The sequence below is a fragment of the Microbacterium esteraromaticum genome (assembly GCF_016907315.1).
GTDB classification, from domain to species: Bacteria; Actinomycetota; Actinomycetes; order Actinomycetales; family Microbacteriaceae; genus Microbacterium; species Microbacterium esteraromaticum.
In genome coordinates this window covers 2092757-2109798 of the sequence record NZ_JAFBBS010000001.1, presented here as the reverse complement: position 1 = coordinate 2109798, position 17042 = coordinate 2092757, and the positions used below count along the sequence as shown (strand labels likewise).

Sequence of the window (17042 nt, the reverse complement as noted above, 5' to 3'; positions counted from 1 at the left end):
GCCAGGGTTTCGTCGTTGTCTGCGCACGATCCCGGCCGCCTGAGAAGAGCTGCGGTCCCGCGACCCGCCCGTCGGCCGCGGAGACGTTCACCAGCGGCCGTGCCGTCGCTCCCACTCGTCTTCGACGGTGACGCGGCGCCCTGCCATGATGCCAGCGGGGAACGTGAGCACGAGCACGGCGGCCACCGCGATGATCGGGATCGTCCAGCCACCCGTCGCGTCGTGGAGCACACCGACGAGCAGCGGGAAGATCGCCGCGAGCACATACCCCGCGCTCTGCACGAAGCTCGACAGCAGCACAGCGCTCTCAGGGGTGCGGGTGCGGATGCTGATGAGCACCAGGGCGAGTGGGAACGCCAGGCCGATCAGTCCGAACAGCGTCATCCACAGCCAGAGAAGCTCGGGCCTGGGGAAGAGCAGCAGTCCCAGCAGGCCCACGAGCGCACCCACGACGCCGACGATGAACAGCGGGCGCGTCGCCTGGAACCGCACGACCAGCACCGGCACGATCAGACCGGCCGGGAAGCCGATGAACGCCCACAGCGAGAGCATGAATCCGGCCGTCGCCGCATCGACCCCCGCCGTGTCGATCATGATCGACGGAAGCCAGGCGAACGAGACGTAGGCCATGGTCGACGATGTGGCGAAGGTGAGGGCGAGCGCCCAGACCAGCGGGATGCGCGCGAGGCGGGCGAAGAGCCGGCGGTTCGTGGGCGCGGTGGCGATCGGACCGGTCGCGGTGAAGACGGGGGCGTCGGATGCGGTCTCCCGCACGCGGCTCGACGACTCAGACGCGTCGGGACGCGTCGGCGGCCCCGGACGGAACAGCATCACCAGCCACGGGACGACGCCGGCGAGCGCGAAGGCGGCCCACATCCCCAGCGAGAAGCGCCAGCCGAGGGCATCGGCCACCGGCACCGCGACCAGCGGCGGAACGAAGGTCGAGAACGCCATCGTCGCCGTGTAGACGGTCATCATCACGCCGATGCGGTCGGCGAAGTACTTCTTCACCAGCGGCGGCAGCAGGATGTTCGCCATGCCCACACCGGCGAAGATCACCGCGGTGCCGATCAGCAGCCCGATCGAGTCGGCGGCGAAGCCGCGACCGACGAGGCCCGCGGTGATCGCCGTGAGGGCGATCACCGTCAGCCGTTCGATCCCCAGCATCCGCTCGAGCATGGGGGTGAGGATGCCGAACACCGCGAAACAGGCGGGCGGAAGCGTGCCGATCACGCCGAGCACCGCCGAAGAGACCGCGAAGTCCTCGCCGATCAGATCGACGACGGGTGAGAGCGAGGCGACCGCCGAACGCAGCGAGAACGCGCAGAGCAGGATGCCGAGAACCGCCAGCACCCGGCCGCGCCACAGCGGCAGCGGCGCGCTCACGACGACTGGGACTGCTCGACCCAGGTGAGGTACTCGTCGGTCACGGTGCCGGTGACGTACCGCCCGTCGAAGCAGCTCATGTCGAGGTCGGTCAGCTCCGAGCCCTCGATGATCGCCGCCTTGAGGTCTTCGACCTCCTGGTAGACGATGCGGTCGGCCCCCAGCACCTCGGAGATCTCGGGGATCGTGCGGTCGTGGGCGATGAGCTCCTGGCGCGACGGCATGTTGATGCCGTACACGTGCGGGTGACGCACCGGAGGTGCTGCCGAGGCGAAGATGACCGACGTGGCGCCCGCGTCGCGCGCCATCTGGATGATCTGCTTGCTCGTCGTGCCGCGCACGATCGAGTCGTCGATGAGCAGCACGTTCTTGCCACGGAACTCCGCGGACATCGCGTTGAGCTTCTGACGCACGCTCTTCTTGCGCACCGCCTGTCCGGGCATGATGAACGTGCGACCGACGTAGCGATTCTTGTAGAAGCCCTCGCGATACTCCTTGCCGAGCTTGCGGGCGACCTGCATGGCCGAGGGCCGGGACGAGTCGGGGATCGGCATGACGACGTCGATCTCGTCGAGCGGCACGTGCTTCGCGATCGTGTCGGCGAGGCGGTCGCCCATCCGCAGGCGCGATTCGTACACCGAGACGCCGTTCATGATCGAGTCGGGGCGGGCCAGGTACACGTACTCGAACGCGCACGGCACGAGCTGAGGATTCTCGGCGCACTGACGCGTGAACAGCTCGCCCTCGTTAGAGATGAACACGGCCTCGCCCGGTTCGACCTCGCGCACGATCTCGTAGTCGGCGTTCTCGAGCACGAGCGATTCGCTGGTCACGACCCACTCGTCGTGGCCGCCCTCCAGGGCCGCCGCACGGCGACCGAGGATGAGGGGGCGGATGCCGAACGGGTCGCGGAATGCGAGAAGACCATGCCCGGCGATGATCGAGATCACGGCGTAGGCGCCCTCGATGCGGTTGTGGGTGCGCGCGACGGCGTCGAAGATGCGGTCGGGATCCAGATCGACCGCAGACGTCGTCGCCTGCAGCTCGCCCGCGAGCACGTTGAGCAGCAGCTCGGTGTCGCTCGACGAGTTCAGGTGCCGGCGATAGCGCTCGGCCATGTCTGCCGTGAGCTCTCGCGTGTTCGTGAGGTTGCCGTTGTGGATCAGCACGATGCCGTACGGGGCGTTCACGTAGAAGGGCTGCATCTCTTCTTCGCTGGATGCCGTGCCCTTGGTCGCGTAGCGCACATGACCGAGGCCGATCTTGCCGAGCAGTGCGCGCATGTCGCGGGTGCGGAACGCCTCGCGCACCATGCCCTCGGCCTTGGCCATGTGCATGACGCCGTTCGGCTCCGCGGTCGCGATGCCCGTGGCGTCCTGCCCGCGATGCTGCAGCAGCAGGAGCGCGTCGTAGATGTCCTGGTTGACCGGTCCGTTGCCGACCATTCCGACGATGCCGCACATGGGTGTTTACTTCGCTCCGTCCGCGTATGCGCCGACCAGGCGCACTGCTCCGCCGTCGACGCCCTTGGCGCCCTCTTCGAACTCGCCGTCGGGTCGAGCCCCGGTGCGCACCGTCGCGACCTGCCAGGCGGCGATGCCCTGCGCGCCGATGGCGGCGATCGCGGCATCCTTCTGCCCCGCGGCGACCACCGCGAGGAATCCGATGCCCAGGTTCCACGTGCCCTCGGTGTCGACGATCGGCGTGCCGGCGATGTCGGCCAGCACCCGGAAGACCGGGCTGGGAGTCCATGTCGAGCGGTCGACCTCGGCCCAGCTGCCCTGCGGCAGCACCCGGGCGAGGTTGGCGGCGATGCCTCCGCCGGTCACGTGACTCAGCGAGTGGATGCCGTTGGGCACGGCCTCGAGCAGCTTGAGCAGCGGCGTCGTGTACAGGCGAGTCGGCTCGAGCAGAGCCTCGCCCCACGTCGCGCCGAAGTCGGCCGCGTTGTCGCCGTAGCCGATGCCCGCGTTCGCGACGATGTGGCGCACGAGCGAGTAGCCGTTGGAGTGCAGGCCACTCGATCCGAGCGCGATCACCGCGTCGCCGTCCTGCACCAGATGCGCTCCGAGCAGGGCATCCGCCTCGACCACTCCCGTCGCGGCACCCGCGACGTCGTAGTCACGCGGGCCGAGCAGCCCTGGATGCTCGGCCGTCTCGCCGCCGACGAGCGCGGTGCCAGTCGCCGCGCAGGCCTCGGCGATGCCGCGCACGATGTCGGCGATGCGCTCCGGCACGACCTTGCCGCACGCGATGTAGTCGGTCATGAACAGCGGCTTCGCGCCGACCACCACGATGTCGTCGACGACCATGCCGACCAGATCCTGACCGATCGTGTCGTGCTTGTCGATGGCCTGTGCGATCGCCACCTTCGTGCCGACTCCGTCGGTGCTGCTGGCGAGCAGCGGGCGCGTGTAGCCGAGCAGCGCGCTGGCGTCGAACATGCCCGCGAATCCGCCGACACCCCCGAGCACCTCGGGCCCGTGCGTCGCGCGCACCGATGCCTTCATGAGTTCGACAGCGAGATCGCCTGCAGCGGTGTCGACGCCGGCCTGAGCATAGGGATTGGTGGGGGTGTCTGCCACGCCTACAGCCTACCGGCCCGCAGGAGCCGCCGACCCCGCCGTTTCCTGACCGTCCGGGGCCACTTCCGCCCGATCTGCTACTATGGATAGTTGCGCGAAGTTCCGCCGTATCTCACCGGCGCAGCGCACACATCCAGGCCGGGCATGAGTGGCCGATCCGCACCGATGCGGTTCACGGCGCCCCGGCCGAACCACAGGCGGCAGCATGCCGCCCGCAGACAGACCAAGAGATCATGAGCAGTACCGCCAGTTCCGCGCGCTCCCGCGCGCCCATCCACGACCACGACACCGACCCCACCGCGACCGCCGTCGCGTCCGCTGAAGCACCCGCAGAGCTGGCCTGGCGCCAGGCGGGCCACGACGTCTTCGTCGCGACGAGCCGGGGCGAGTTCGCCGGCTTCGTGACCGTCGACGACGCCGCCCACGTGGTGCACGACAGCCACAGCCGCCGCATCGGCAGCTACCCGAACCTCGCCGCAGCCCGGCAGGCGCTGGTCGACGCCACGCGCCCGCCGTCACGCAGCCGAGAGCGGCTGCGCCGCCGCATCCTCTCCCGTCGCCGCTGAGACCTCCGCTGCCGCTCTCTCCTCGACCAGACGAGACTGCGGTGAGACCTGCGCCTCCGTCGCATATTGACCATACGATGGGGCAATGGTCGACAAGCCGCAGTGGCTGATCCGCGAAGACGCCGGCACCTCGGTGCTGGTCGCCCTTGCGCTCAGGCAGCTGCTGGGCATCCGGGCGCCTGAGGACCTGCCCGCGCTGCGCGGCCTCGAGGTGCGCCGGCCCGACGCCGAAGACGTCGACGACGCACTCGAGAAGCAGTGGCGCGAGTACTGGGACATGACCGTCGAGCCGCGCGCGCACCGCTCGGACGTGCCGCTCGACCTCGTCGACGGCTATGACACCCTCGTCGCGCTGCCGACCACCGGCGCCGAAGAGCTGCGCGACGCGATCATCCCGCACGCGCAGACCGTGCTGCATTACGCGCAGCGCGCGCACAACCGCTACGTCGACTCGGTCAGCTCATCGGGCGGCGCCTATCGCGCCTACGCGAGCGCCATCGCGGAGTTCGAGCGCGAGGTCGGGCGCCGAGCGCACTCGTTCGAGCTGAACGTGCAGGTGCTGCCGTTCGCCCAGCGGGGCATCTGGTGGATCGGCGCCCTGAGCGTCGCCGTCACAGACGGCTTGCGACGTGACGTGGTCGCGTTCGACGCGGCGATGCGGCCGGTGATCGCCGAGCTGGCCTAGCCCTGCTCGTCGTCGGTCTCGACGACGTGCTCGCGCTCGACGCGAACGACGCGGGCGTGCTTGCGCGCCGCACGGTCCAGCATCACGGCGATCATGCCGCCGAGGGCGATGCCGATCGGCACGGTCCACAGCAGCGCGAACCCGAAGACCTGGCCAGGAGGGTAGACGACGCCGAGCACGCGAGACGGCTCGTACGATCCGAGCAGCGTCACGATGCCGGCGACGATGATCCCCAGCACGGCCCCTGTCACCATGAACACGCCGTAGCGCGGCACGGGACGGATCGTCGCTTCGACCGTGGAGTGGCGGGGTGTGCGGGACATGCTCCTATTGTCCCACGCTCCGCCTATGCGATCGCGGGGATCAGCGGACGGTCACCGACCAGGCGCCGAGTCCCTCGGCGTTGGTTCCGTCGGCGGCGATGGCGCTCAGCGGCTCCCTGCCGACGTCGATCGTGATCGGACCGTCGGCGCAGCGGACATCGGTGGCGCCGGTGCCGACCTGGCCCGATCCGCTCTCGTAGTAGACCCCGGCGTCCATCGTCTCGGCGCCGAAGCATTCGAACTGCACCGAGGTGACGTCCTGCGGCGACTCGAAGTCGATGCGAACGGCCTGGCCCGCGGCGATCGCCCCATCGAGAGTGCGCTGATCGTCCGGCTTCACGGCCAGACCCGACAGCTGAGCGGCCCCAGCCGTGGACTCTGCACGTTCTTCCAGCCACCGCTGCACCGCACCGTCATCGGTCGACTGCGATGCACTGCATCCGGTCAGCGCGAGTGCGGCGATCGCCACGACGACTGCCGCCGAGGTCTTCTTCATGATCCACACCCTAGGTGCGCAGTCATGGCCGCAGTGGCAGCAGGTCGCTGAGGTCTGCACGGGTGCCCGATGCCATCACGCGGCCGGCGGCCAGGGCATCCGCCCACTGCTCCGCCCCCGTGGCCAGCGCGACCCAGGTGGCGGCGTCCATCTCGACGACGTTGGGCGGGGTGCCGCGGGTGTGCCGCGGGCCCTGCACGACCTGAACTGCCCCGAACGGCGGCACACGCACCTCGACGCTGTTGCCCGGCGCCTTCTCGTCGAGCAGCTGAAGCAGGTAGCGCACCGCGGTGGCGAGCACCGGACGCGCTGCCTCACTGGCGGCGACGCTCGCGAGCGCGGCACGTCCATCGGCGACGTCGATCTTCCGGGCGGGCATGCCCCCAGGTTACGCGTCACAAGCCCGGAGGTCCGGATGCGCAGGAGCCCAGAACCCCTGTTCCGCGGCACATCCGCCACATTTCTCCGGAGTTGTGACGGCGGCGCGCCTAGGCTCTGATTCGATGACTGGTTCTGCTGAAGAGATGCGCGGCGCGCGCGCCGAGTTGCTGGCCGCCGCAGAGCGCGCGGGCGAATGGACGCCGCGCTTTCCGATGTCGGTCGACGATCCGTGGCCCGCATCGGTGCTCATCCTGTTCGGCCGGCTCGACAGCATCCCGGCCCGATCCGACGACGAGACCGTGTCGGCCGACCTCGACGTGCTGCTGCAGCGTCGAGCGGCCACGCTGTCGTCGCACCCGGGTCAGGTGTCGTTCCCCGGCGGCGGCTACGAAGAGCAGGATGCCGACACCGTCGCGACCGCGCTGCGCGAAGCGCAGGAGGAGACCGGGCTCGATCCGGATGGCGTGGAAGTGCTCGCGGCGCTGCCCGAGATCCCGCTCGCCGTGAGCAACTTCCTGGTCACCCCGGTGCTCGGCTGGTGGCGCGAACCCTCGCGGGTCGCGGCCGTGGATCATGCCGAGACGGTCGAGGTCTTCCGGGTGCCGGTCGCGCAGCTGGTCGACCCCGCCAACCGGTTCACGTCGGTGCTGCGCCGCGACGGGTACACCTACAAGGGCCCGGCGTTCGACATCGACGGCACGATCGTGTGGGGCTTCACCGCCGGCGTACTCGACGCGCTGTTCGACGCGACAGGCTGGTCGCAGTCGTGGGACCCGGCGGTCGAGCGGCCTGTCATCGTCTGAGCTCGGCCGTGGCGCGCCGGTAGGCTGGCGGCATGAAGATCCTCGTCCTCGGCTCGGGCGCGCGCGAGCACGCGATCATCCTCTCCCTGCGGTCCGAAGAGGCCGATCACGAGATCTTCGCCGCACCCGGCAATGCCGGCATCGCGCAGGATGCCACCCTCGTCGACCTCGATCAGCTCGACGGCGCCGCGGTCGCGGGTTTCGCGAACGAGCACGCCATCGACCTCGTCGTCGTCGGCCCCGAAGCGCCTCTGGTCGCCGGTGTCGCCGACGTGCTGCGCGAACGAGGCATCCCGGTGTTCGGCCCTGGCCGGGCCGCCGCTCAGCTCGAGGGCTCGAAGGCCTTCGCGAAGCGGATCATGGATGCCGCGGGTGTGCCGACCGGGCGCGCGGTGCGCGCGGCGACGACCGCCGAGGTCGAGGCCGCATTCGATGAGCTCGGTGCTCCGCACGTCGTGAAGGCCGACGGCCTGGCCGCGGGCAAGGGCGTCATCGTCACCGCCGATCGCGCCGAGGCGCTGGCGCACGCCGAGCACTACCTGCCCTCCGGTCCTGTGCTCGTCGAGGAGTTCCTCACGGGGCCCGAGGTGTCGCTCTTCTTCCTCAGCGACGGCGACACCGTGCGCGCGCTGAGCCCCGCGCAGGACTTCAAGCGCGCGCTCGACGGCGACGGCGGACCGAACACCGGCGGCATGGGCGCGTACTCGCCGCTGCCGTGGCTCGCCGACGAATTCGGCAGCGTCGAGGCGTTCGTCGCCGAGGTGACGGAGTCGGTCGCCGTGCCCGTGGTGCATCAGCTCGACTCCGAGGGCACTCCCTTCATCGGCCTGCTGTACGCGGGGCTCATCCTGACTCCTGCGGGCGTGCGGGTGATCGAGTTCAACGCGCGCTTCGGCGACCCCGAGACCCAGGTCGTGCTGCCGCGACTGCGCACTCCCCTGTCGCGCCTGCTGCTGGCCGCCGCATCCGGCACGCTCGAAGATGAGCCGCAGCCCGATTTCTCATCCGATGTCGCGATCACCGTCGTGCTCGCCAGCGAGGGCTACCCCGAGGCCCCGCAGACCGGCCGCATGATCGAGGGACTGGCCGATGCGGCATCCGTCGACGGCGTCTCGATCGTTCACGCCGCGACCGGTGCTCCCGACGCCCCTGGCGGATCACTCATCGCGACCGGCGGTCGGGTGATGAACGTCGTCGCCACGGGGTCGGACTTCGCGGATGCCCGTGCCAGGGCCTATGAGGCGATCGGCCGCATCTCGCTCGACGGCGCCCACTATCGTCACGACATCGCGGCGCGCGTCGCCGAGTAGCGCGACCGGCGCGTCACCGGCGCGGACCGGGGACGGCGTCAGATCAGAGGGCGATCCAGTACTGCCGCATCCGCTCGTCCGGAGCGTCAGGCCCGGCGATGACCGCCTCGAGCTCGCCGCCCGCGCTCTCGATCGTGCGGTACGAGCCGGCGTTGCCGTCGTCGCAGGTGAGCATGACGCGGTCGTAGCCCTGCTCGCTGGCCCGGTCGAGCACGAGCCGCAGGGCCGCGCCGGCGATGCCCTGCCGGCGCCGCGAAGGACGCACCGAGTACCCGATGTGCCCGCCGTACATGCGCAGCCAGTCGTTCAGCTCGCGACGGAAGGCGATGAACCCCACGACGTCGCCGTCGTCGGTGATCCAGAAGTAGTCGCAGCCGACGTGGCCGTCGGGCAGCGTCGCCTCCGCATCGGCGTACAGCTCGGCCTTCTCGACGAGAGCGGCGCAGGCATCCCGATCATGCGACTGCCCGCGCTCGAGACCAGCGCCGTCGATGTGCGCATCTCCGAATTCAGCCACGGTCTCGGACCATGAGTCGAACAGGGACAGGGAGGGACGGGCCAGCGCGATGGTCATCGCTCCATCAGATCACGCCGGTGGGCGGTATTCGGTATCAGCCTCGGCGCACGAAGTACCAGTTCGCGACGAGCCAGCTGATCACCAGGGCGAAGTAGAACGCGATGGCAGTCCAGCGCGAGACCGGATCGGTGTCGACGACGGCGTGCACGACGAGCTGCACGGTGCCGAGCACGAGCGCGACGACTCCGACGGCGGCAAGGCCCTTGGTCGCTGCGACGCGGTCGCGCTCGTCGGCGTACTCCAGGGCGTTCACCCGTTCGAGGTCGCCTGAGCTGCCCCTGCGGGCGAAGACCGCGCCGAGTCCGCCGCCGATCGCGCCGACGAGCAGAGCGACGGCCGCTACGGTCTGCCCGAGCACGAAGCACACCAGCGCGCCCGCGGCGCACACGCCGACGAGCACCGTGTTGGTGCGTGACATGGGCCAGCGGCGAGACGTGGGTTCGGCGGCCGCATCATCATGCATCGACATCGAAGACCTCCTCAACGGTCGAGCCGAAGTGCCGCGCCAGGTGCACGGCGAGCGCGAGGGAAGGGTCGTAGCGGCCGGTCTCGATCGCGTTGATGGTCTGGCGCGAGACGCCGACGGCGGTCGCGAGCGCCTGCTGCGAGAGACCGCGTTCGGTTCTCAGCTCTTTGACCCTGCTCTGCACGCTTCAAACGTAGGCGACCGGCGATCTCATGTAAAGCCGACTTGACACGCTCCCGAGGTGTCAAGCATGCTTGTCATGTCAAACACGCTTTACACTTTCGGAGGCCATCATGCAGGACGCACTCGTCGACTTCACCCAGTCCCTTCCCCTGTGGCTGCAGTGGGCCGGGGTCATGCTCGCCGCCGCGATCCCGTTCATAGAGTCGTACTTCGGCACGCTCATCGGCGCGATCGCCGGCGTTCCGCTGCCGATCGCCGTGCTCGCGGCCGTGGTCGGCAACGTCATCTCGATGCTCATCTTCGTCTTCATCGCGTCCGCCGCCCGGCAGAAGGTGATGGCGCGGCGGGGTGCGGATGCTGCTCAGGATGTCCCCTCCCCGCGTCGCGAGAAGGTGAAGCGCATGTTCGACCGCTTCGGGGTTCCCGGCGTGAGCCTGCTCGGCCAGACCGTGCTGCCCAGCCAGATCACCTCGGGGATGATGGTGTCGTTCGGTGCCAGCCGCAACGCCGTGATCTTCTGGCAGGTCATCTCGATCATCGTCTGGGCGATCATCTTCGCGCTCATCGGCCAGGCCGGCATCGCCCTCTTCCGCTGAGCGGACACGGAGGCGCCGTCGCGGTCAGCGCGCCGGCGCCTCGTCGGCACGGTCAGCGCGACGGCGCCTCATCGGCACGGTGCCGGCCGAGGAACAGCGCCGCGATCAGCGCGATGCCCAGCACGCAGGCAGGAAGAAGCATGGCCTGCGCCATGCCGGCCGAGAATCCCTCGGCGATCCGCCGGGGCATCTCGCCTCCGCCCGAGAGCCCTGCAGGAGCCTCGGACAGCCCGGGCAGGTTCGCCTCGAGACGCGACTGCATGAAGGCGGCGATCGCGGCAGACCCGACGACAGAGCCGATCGTGCGCGTGGTGTTGTAGATGCCGGCACCGGCTCCGGCCTGGCGCGGGGGCAGATTGCGGGTCGCCGTGGTGGCGAGCGGACCCCACATGCCTGCGTTGCCGATCCCGAGCACGGCCGACGGCAGCAGGAACATCCAGGTCGGGGTGTCCATGTTCATCAGCGCGGCGTTCCACAACTGCCCTCCCGCGACGCAGAGCAGGCCGGGGATGAGGATCCACCGCGGGTCGATCCGGTCGAGCAGCTTTCCGGCGGCCGGGGCGAGAACGCCCGAGAGCACGGCCATCGGGATCATCAGCAGCGCGGCCTCGGTGGGCGTCAGCCCGCGGGCGAGCTGCAGGAAGAACATGAATGGCAGCGACATACCGGTCACCGCGAACCCGACCACCGCGATCGCCGCGTTCGCGCCAGAGAAGTTGCGATCCCTGAACAGCGCCAGAGGCACCAGCGGCTCGCTCTTGGTCATCGCCTGCTGCACGATGAACAGCGCCAGCACGGTGATGCCAGCGATGATCAGGCCCCACACCGTGATGGGTCCGGCGATGGTGCCCCAGTCGTACGCCTCACCCTCCTGCAGACCGAACACGATCAGGAACAGGGCGACGGCGCTGAGCACGACGCCAGCGAGGTCGAAGCGGTGCGGATGGGTCTCGAGCTTGGGCACCAGGATCCAGGCGAGCACGAAGCCCACGATGCCGACGGGGATGTTGACGAAGAAGATGGCCTCCCATCCGAAGGCGTCGACGAGCACACCGCCGAGCAGCGGGCCGACGAGGGTGGCGACGCCCGCGGTGGCACCCCACAGCCCCATCGCCGCGCCTCGCCGCTGCGGCGGGAAGGTGCGGGTGATCACGGCCATCGTCTGCGGTGTCATGAACGCGGCGCCCAGCCCCTGCGCGGCCCGGGCCGCGATCAGCCCCTCCAGCGTGGTCGACAGGCCGCACCACAGGGATGCCAGGGTGAAGACCGCGAGGCCGATCAGGTAGATGTTCTTGGGACCGAACCGATCGCCCAGGCGCCCGGTGATCAGCAGCGGAACCGCGTAGGCCAGCAGGTACGCGCTCGTGACCCAGACGACATTGTCGAGATTGTTGGTGTCGGGGTCGAGGGCGGCCTTGATGGCCGGATTGGCGACCGAGACGATCGTCGTGTCGACCAGCAGCATGAAGAAGCCGATGACCAGCGCCCACAGGGCGGGCCAGGGGCTGCGGGTCTCGGTACGAGTCGTCTCAGTCGAAGTCACCCGGCAACGCTACTCCTCCCCTCCGACACCGGCGCCGGGATGCCGATCAGCGCAGCGTCGTCGCGAGCTGCGCGCCGGTCAGCTCCCGGTCGGCGTAGACCAGTCTGATCACCTCGGGGTCGGGATTTCCGGCATCCGGAGCACGGTGCACCAGCTGCAGCCCTGCTTTCTCGGCCACCGCCGCCGACGCGCGATTGTGCTCGACGAGATAGGCGATGACCGGCGGCTTCGGTGAGCGCAGGCGGGCCGCGGCGACTGCGGCGAGCGCCAGCTCGGTCGCGTAGCCGTGGCCGTGATGATCGGCCGAGATGCGGTAGCCGAGGTTCCACACCCGCGCGCCCGGTTCAGCGGGCAGCAGGGTGCAGCCGCCCGCGCCGATGATCTCGCCGGTCGTGCGGAGGCGTACGATCCACGACCCGAGCCCGATTTCGTTCCACGCGGCGTCCCACCGCGCGAACATCCGCTCGGTGGGCGCCGTCTCGGCGTGCCGCAGAGTGGGGTAGTGGAGCCAGACCCGCGGGTCGGCGTGGATCGCGTGCACGGCGGCGAAATCGGCATCCGTCGGCCGGCGCAGGCTGAGGCGGTCGGTGAGGGTCTCTTCATCCATCGCGACGAGCGTACGACGCACCGCCGACATCGGGTCGCGCCGGATGGGAAGATGGGTGCGTGAGCGAAGCACAGAGCATCCCCGGCTGGCGGCACCTGTACTCGGGCAAGGTCCGCGACCTCTACGCCTCTGAGGATCCGGCTGACACCCGCATCCTCCTCGTCGCGAGCGACAGGGTGAGCGCCTTCGACTTCGTGCTCTCGCCTGGCATCCCGCAGAAGGGCGAGCTGCTCACCCAGCTCAGCGACTGGTGGTTCGATCAGCTCTCCGACGTGCCGAACCACCTGGCCGAGGGCGAGATCCCTGATGCTGTGGCCGGCCGTGCCATGCTCGCCATGGCACTCGAGATCCTTCCGATCGAGTGCGTCGTGCGCGGCTACATCACCGGCACCGGCTGGGCGGAGTACGTCGAGCACGGCACGGTCTGCGGCATCCCGCTCCCGGCCGGGCTCTCGAACGGCGACCGCCTGCCCGAACCGCTCTTCACGCCGGCCTACAAGGCACCGCTCGGCGAGCACGACGAGAACATCACCTACGAGCGGGTCGTCGAGCTGGTCGGCGCCGAGCGCGCCGCTCAGCTGCGGGACGCATCGCTGTCGCTCTACCGCCGCGCCTCGGCTATAGCCGAGGCGAAGGGCCTGATCCTGGCGGACACCAAGTTCGAGTTCGGAGTGGACGCCGACGGCACCCTGCGTCTGGCCGACGAGGTGCTCACCAGCGATTCGTCGCGCTACTGGGACGCGGAGGCCTGGAAGAGCGGCACGACTCCCGAGGCCCGCATGGCGAGTTTCGACAAGCAGATCGTGCGCGACTGGCTGGCAGCGAACTGGGACAAGCAGGGCGAGCCGCCCGCGCTTCCAGACGAGATCGTCGAGCAGACGGCCGATCGCTACCGCGAGCTCATCGGGCGGCTGAAGGGCTGATGCCCCGATGCTCCCCGCGCGTCGGCACGACAGGACGCGGATGCCGGGGGCGATAGGGTTTCCTCGGCCCTGAACCCCTGATCCCCGAGGAGCCCCCATGCCGCTGTGGAAGATCCACGGCAACGGTCGCACTGTCGCGCCCGGCGCCGTCGTCCGCCCCGAAGAGCGCCTGAACTGGCCGGCGACCATCGCGATCGGCGTGCAGCACGTCATCGCCATGTTCGGCGCGACGTTCCTCGTGCCGATCCTCACCGGCTTCCCCGTGCCGACGACGCTGCTGTTCAGCGGTGTCGGCACGATCCTGTTCCTGCTCATCACGCGCAACAAGCTGCCCAGTTACCTGGGGTCGTCGTTCGCGTTCATCGCCCCGGTCACCGCCGCGACGGCCACGAATGAGATCGGCTCGGCGCTGGCCGGCATCGTCGCGGTCGGCGTGCTGCTGGCGCTGATCGGCGTCGTCGTGCACACCGTCGGCGTGCACTGGGTCGACCGCTTCCTGCCGCCCGTGCTCGCGGGCACGATCGTCGCGCTCATCGGGTTCAACCTCGCGGGCGCTGCGCGCGGCAACTACGAGCAGGCGCCCATCACGGCCACGTTCACCCTCGCCGTGACCATCCTGTTCGCGGTCGTGTTCCGCGGATTCCTCGGCCGCATCTCGATCTTCCTGGGCGTGATCGCGGGGTACATCTTCGCGGGCATCCGGGGCGAGCTCGACTTCAGCACCGTCGAGGCGGCCGACTGGGTGGGCTTCCCGACCTTCCACACGCCCGACTTCGCCTCACCGGGCACCTGGTCGGCGATGGCGATGTTCCTGCCCGTCGTGCTCGTGCTGATCGCCGAGAACGTCGGCCACGTGCGCGGCGTCGCGACCATGGTCGAAGATCCCGCGATCAACCAGCAGACCGGCAAGGCGCTCATCGCCGACGGCATCTCGACCTCGCTCGCCGGCTTCTTCGGCGGCTCGGGAACCACGACCTACGGCGAGAACATCGGCGTCATGGCATCCACCCGCGTGTACTCGACGGCGGCGTACTGGGTGGCCGGCATCACCGCCATCCTGCTGAGCATGTCGCCGAAGTTCGGGGCCGTGATCAACTCGGTCCCCGCCGGCGTGCTCGGCGGCGTCACGACCGCCCTGTACGGTCTGATCGGCGTGATCGGCATCAAGATCTGGGTCGACAACCGCGTCGACTTCTCACGGCCGGTCAACCAGTACACCGCTGCGGTGGGCCTGATCGTCGCGGTCGGCGGCTTCATGATCAAGGACCCGGAATCGGGCTTCGAGCTCGGCGGCATCGTGCTCGCCACCGTCGGCGCCATCCTCATCTACCACCTCGGCAACCTCGTCGCGCGGCTGCGCGGCTCCGGTGCCGACGACCCCAAGCCGCTCGCCGGTGTGGGTGCGCCCGGCGGCGACCCCGCCTGACGCGGACGCCTGACGCGGGCCTCGGGCCCGCCGTCCACGACAGGAGGACACGCGAGCGCAGGTCGATTCCCCGGAATCCGTCCTGTTCTCGCGTGTTCGCCTGTTCTCGGGCATCCGGATGCCAGTCCGGCGGCGTCAGCGCCGGATGATCCGCTGCTCGATCGCAGCCGCGACAGCGCCCGCCCTGGTATCGACGCCGAGCTTGGCGTAGATGTGCGACAGGTGCGACTTCACGGTCGCCTCGGACACGAACAGCGCGCGGGCGAGCTCGCGGTTGCCGAGACCGTCGGCGAGCAGCTCGAGCACCTCGACCTCGCGCTCGGTCACGCGCGGGTCGGGCGACGACGCACGCCGCATCAGCATCGCCGCGACAGAAGGAGCGAGCGCGGGCGCCCCGACGGCCACCGACCGGATGCCCGCGAAGAGCTGCTCGGGCGGGGCATCCTTCAGCAGATAGCCGCCCGCACCGGCATCCAGCGCCCGCAGGATGTCGGACTCGCTGTCGTAGGTCGTCAGCACCAGAACCGCCGGCGGGTGCTCGAGGCCACGCAGCCGTGCGGTCGCCTCGATGCCGCCGACGCCGTCGCCGAGGCTGAGGTCCATCAGCACGACATCGGGATGCTCGCGCTCGACCGCCGTCACCGCCTCGGCGGCGTTCGACGCCTCACCGACCACGATCAGACCGTCGCTCGATTCGATCAGGGCGCGCACCCCCGCACGCACCACCGGGTGGTCGTCGACCAGTACGAGTCGCAGGGTCATCGGAGCGTCCTCTCGGTGAGGGGGAACACGGCCGACAGCGTCGTGCCTTCGCCTGGCGCGCTCTCGATGTCGAGATGCCCGCCCACGACGGCGATGCGCTCGGCGATGCCGTCGAGTCCGTAGCCACGGCCCTGCGCTCGGCGCTGCACGGCCGCCTGGCGCCGCGCGGCCGGCCGGGCGTCGAACCCGATCCCGTCGTCGCGGATGTCGAGGCGCAGTTCGCCGGGCTGGGCGGTGAGGCTCACCACGGCTCTGGTCGCGCGGGCATGCTCGGCGACGTTGGCGAGCGCTCCACGCACCGTGCGGATGACGGCGGATGCCACGGGCAGCGGCACTCGATCGACCTCGCCGTGCACGCGGAGGTCGACCGTGAGGATCGACGATGCGGCATCCGCCACCGCCCGCTGCACCGCGCGCTGCACGGCGGCGGGAAGCGAGGAGGCGGCGCCGTCGAGTTCGGCCGGCGCCAGGTCGCGGACGACCCGCCGCACCTCGTCGAGCCCGGCGCGCGCGGAGTCTGCCGCAGTGCGCACCTGCGCACGGGCTGCATCGGGCCGGCGGTCCCAGCCCTGCTCCGCCGCCTGCAGCAGCAGATTGATGCTGGTGAGGTTCTGCCCGACCGAGTCGTGGATCTCGCGCGACAGCCTTGCCCTCTCGGCGAGTCCGCCTGCGCGATGCTCGGCGGCGGCGAGCTCGGCCTGCGCTTCGGTCAGCTCGTCGACCAGGCGCTGCCGAGCAGTGGCCTCGCGGTCGAGAGCGCGGTAGGCGACGACCGCGGCGACGGCGATGCCGATGGGTCCCGCGAAGATCGTCGGGTCGAGCTCGGGGTTCAGGCGCAGCTCGGCGGCGACCACGACCGCGGTCATGACCGACACGACCCCCGACGCCGGCCAGAACGGCAGGATCTGCAGCACCTGGAAGGCGAGCGGCACCGCACACCACGCGAACGACGGCGCGGTCAGCGTGAGCGCGACCCACAGCGCGCACACGATCAGCGTCCACACCGCCGGCCATGCCCCGTGACGCGGAACCAGACCCTGCATGACGGCGATCACAGCGAGCACCACCACGCCGCTGAGGATCATCGCAGCCGTCGCGTCCCACTCATGCCTGATCACATAGCGAGCCGCGCAGACGGCCAGCAGAACCAGCAGCACGACCTGCAGCATCCGGGCGAACCGCACCGGCGCGAGGATGCCCCGAACGCCGGTCTCGGCGGCATCGGGCGCGGTTGTCATGGGCACAGCCTACGGAGCGGAGCAGGTCTCGGGAATCATCCGATCGGCGCGAATCCTGGGAGCGATCCCATCGACCGGCAGCAGAATATCGGGCGAATCGCAAGGGTTGACAGGGCTGAAATCGGCTGGTTACGGTGAGCGGGCTTCGGCGTGAGAGACGGTGCGAAGATGCCCGGCACTCCACTC

General features: G+C 69.8%; 20 protein-coding genes. 7 read left to right on the top strand and 13 right to left on the bottom strand.

The window, feature by feature from the left end; translation table 11 throughout:
• Positions 1 to 87: 87 nt before the first annotated feature.
• From JOE67_RS10140 to purM, 3 genes are read right to left on the bottom strand one after another with little or no spacing between them, the layout of a single operon-like run.
• The gene (locus JOE67_RS10140) at positions 88 to 1386 is read right to left on the bottom strand and encodes an MFS transporter (RefSeq protein ID WP_204975460.1); all 1299 of its coding nucleotides are present in this window, start codon (positions 1384 to 1386) and stop codon (positions 88 to 90) included.
• Complete coding sequence (gene purF / locus JOE67_RS10135; protein WP_204975459.1) at positions 1383 to 2849, bottom strand: amidophosphoribosyltransferase; 1467 nt, start codon at positions 2847 to 2849, stop codon at positions 1383 to 1385. Before purF ends, JOE67_RS10140 begins: the two co-directional genes overlap by 4 nt.
• Positions 2850 to 2855: 6 nt before the next feature.
• Positions 2856 to 3971 carry a phosphoribosylformylglycinamidine cyclo-ligase gene (purM, locus tag JOE67_RS10130; RefSeq protein ID WP_204975458.1) on the bottom strand — a complete coding sequence of 372 codons (1116 nt, stop codon included), beginning with the start codon at positions 3969 to 3971 and terminating at the stop codon, positions 2856 to 2858.
• Positions 3972 to 4204: 233 nt separating this feature from the next.
• Here purM and JOE67_RS10125 point away from each other — a divergent pair, with 233 nt between their 5' ends.
• Positions 4205 to 4537: a hypothetical protein gene (locus JOE67_RS10125; RefSeq protein WP_204975457.1), complete on the top strand. Its 333-nt coding sequence runs from the start codon at positions 4205 to 4207 to the stop codon at positions 4535 to 4537.
• Positions 4538 to 4622: 85 nt separating this feature from the next.
• Positions 4623 to 5222 carry a zinc-binding alcohol dehydrogenase gene (locus JOE67_RS10120; protein ID WP_204975456.1) on the top strand — a complete coding sequence of 200 codons (600 nt, stop codon included), beginning with the start codon at positions 4623 to 4625 and terminating at the stop codon, positions 5220 to 5222.
• Here the strand turns inward: JOE67_RS10120 and JOE67_RS10115 are convergent.
• From JOE67_RS10115 to JOE67_RS10105, 3 genes are read right to left on the bottom strand one after another with little or no spacing between them, the layout of a single operon-like run.
• Positions 5219 to 5545, bottom strand: a complete 327-nt coding sequence (locus JOE67_RS10115) for a potassium transporter Trk (RefSeq protein WP_204975455.1) — start codon at positions 5543 to 5545, stop codon at positions 5219 to 5221. The genes JOE67_RS10120 and JOE67_RS10115 overlap by 4 nt on opposite strands.
• Positions 5546 to 5585: 40 nt before the next feature.
• Positions 5586 to 6041: a hypothetical protein gene (locus JOE67_RS10110; protein WP_204975454.1), complete on the bottom strand. Its 456-nt coding sequence runs from the start codon at positions 6039 to 6041 to the stop codon at positions 5586 to 5588.
• Positions 6042 to 6063: 22 nt separating this feature from the next.
• Positions 6064 to 6420 (bottom strand): sterol carrier family protein, encoded by a 357-nt coding sequence (locus tag JOE67_RS10105; RefSeq protein ID WP_204975453.1) that lies wholly within the window; start codon positions 6418 to 6420, stop codon positions 6064 to 6066.
• Positions 6421 to 6544: 124 nt separating this feature from the next.
• Between JOE67_RS10105 and JOE67_RS10100 the strand changes: the two genes are divergently transcribed.
• The gene (locus JOE67_RS10100) at positions 6545 to 7225 is read left to right on the top strand and encodes an NUDIX hydrolase (protein ID WP_204975452.1); all 681 of its coding nucleotides are present in this window, start codon (positions 6545 to 6547) and stop codon (positions 7223 to 7225) included.
• Positions 7226 to 7257: 32 nt separating this feature from the next.
• Positions 7258 to 8535 (top strand): phosphoribosylamine--glycine ligase, encoded by a 1278-nt coding sequence (gene purD, locus JOE67_RS10095; RefSeq protein ID WP_204975451.1) that lies wholly within the window; start codon positions 7258 to 7260, stop codon positions 8533 to 8535.
• Between the two features lie 43 nt (positions 8536 to 8578).
• Here purD and JOE67_RS10090 read toward each other — a convergent pair whose 3' ends face one another.
• The 3 genes from JOE67_RS10090 to JOE67_RS10080 form a co-directional block, all read right to left on the bottom strand.
• Positions 8579 to 9052: a GNAT family N-acetyltransferase gene (locus JOE67_RS10090; protein ID WP_338041568.1), complete on the bottom strand. Its 474-nt coding sequence runs from the start codon at positions 9050 to 9052 to the stop codon at positions 8579 to 8581.
• Positions 9053 to 9146: 94 nt separating this feature from the next.
• Positions 9147 to 9581: a hypothetical protein gene (locus JOE67_RS10085; protein ID WP_204975449.1), complete on the bottom strand. Its 435-nt coding sequence runs from the start codon at positions 9579 to 9581 to the stop codon at positions 9147 to 9149.
• Positions 9568 to 9762: a helix-turn-helix transcriptional regulator gene (locus JOE67_RS10080; protein WP_101187959.1), complete on the bottom strand. Its 195-nt coding sequence runs from the start codon at positions 9760 to 9762 to the stop codon at positions 9568 to 9570. Before JOE67_RS10080 ends, JOE67_RS10085 begins: the two co-directional genes overlap by 14 nt.
• Positions 9763 to 9871: 109 nt before the next feature.
• Between JOE67_RS10080 and JOE67_RS10075 the strand changes: the two genes are divergently transcribed.
• Positions 9872 to 10357: a hypothetical protein gene (locus JOE67_RS10075; protein ID WP_204975448.1), complete on the top strand. Its 486-nt coding sequence runs from the start codon at positions 9872 to 9874 to the stop codon at positions 10355 to 10357.
• Positions 10358 to 10409: 52 nt separating this feature from the next.
• Here JOE67_RS10075 and JOE67_RS10070 read toward each other — a convergent pair whose 3' ends face one another.
• Complete coding sequence (locus tag JOE67_RS10070) at positions 10410 to 11900, bottom strand: DHA2 family efflux MFS transporter permease subunit (RefSeq protein WP_338041567.1); 1491 nt, start codon at positions 11898 to 11900, stop codon at positions 10410 to 10412.
• Positions 11901 to 11946: 46 nt separating this feature from the next.
• Positions 11947 to 12507, bottom strand: a complete 561-nt coding sequence (locus JOE67_RS10065) for a GNAT family N-acetyltransferase (RefSeq protein ID WP_204975447.1) — start codon at positions 12505 to 12507, stop codon at positions 11947 to 11949.
• 59 nt (positions 12508 to 12566) lie between these two features.
• Here JOE67_RS10065 and JOE67_RS10060 point away from each other — a divergent pair, with 59 nt between their 5' ends.
• Positions 12567 to 13430: a phosphoribosylaminoimidazolesuccinocarboxamide synthase gene (locus tag JOE67_RS10060; RefSeq protein WP_204975446.1), complete on the top strand. Its 864-nt coding sequence runs from the start codon at positions 12567 to 12569 to the stop codon at positions 13428 to 13430.
• Between the two features lie 97 nt (positions 13431 to 13527).
• Positions 13528 to 14856, top strand: coding sequence for a uracil-xanthine permease family protein (locus JOE67_RS10055; RefSeq protein ID WP_204975445.1), 1329 nt, complete (start codon positions 13528 to 13530; stop codon positions 14854 to 14856).
• A gap of 135 nt (positions 14857 to 14991) precedes the next feature.
• Here the strand turns inward: JOE67_RS10055 and JOE67_RS10050 are convergent, their stop codons facing one another.
• Together JOE67_RS10050 and JOE67_RS10045 are read right to left on the bottom strand one after the other, a co-directional pair.
• Positions 14992 to 15618, bottom strand: a complete 627-nt coding sequence (locus JOE67_RS10050) for a response regulator (RefSeq protein WP_204975444.1) — start codon at positions 15616 to 15618, stop codon at positions 14992 to 14994.
• Positions 15615 to 16856: a sensor histidine kinase gene (locus JOE67_RS10045; protein WP_204975443.1), complete on the bottom strand. Its 1242-nt coding sequence runs from the start codon at positions 16854 to 16856 to the stop codon at positions 15615 to 15617. Before JOE67_RS10045 ends, JOE67_RS10050 begins: the two co-directional genes overlap by 4 nt.
• Positions 16857 to 17042: the final 186 nt, after the last annotated feature.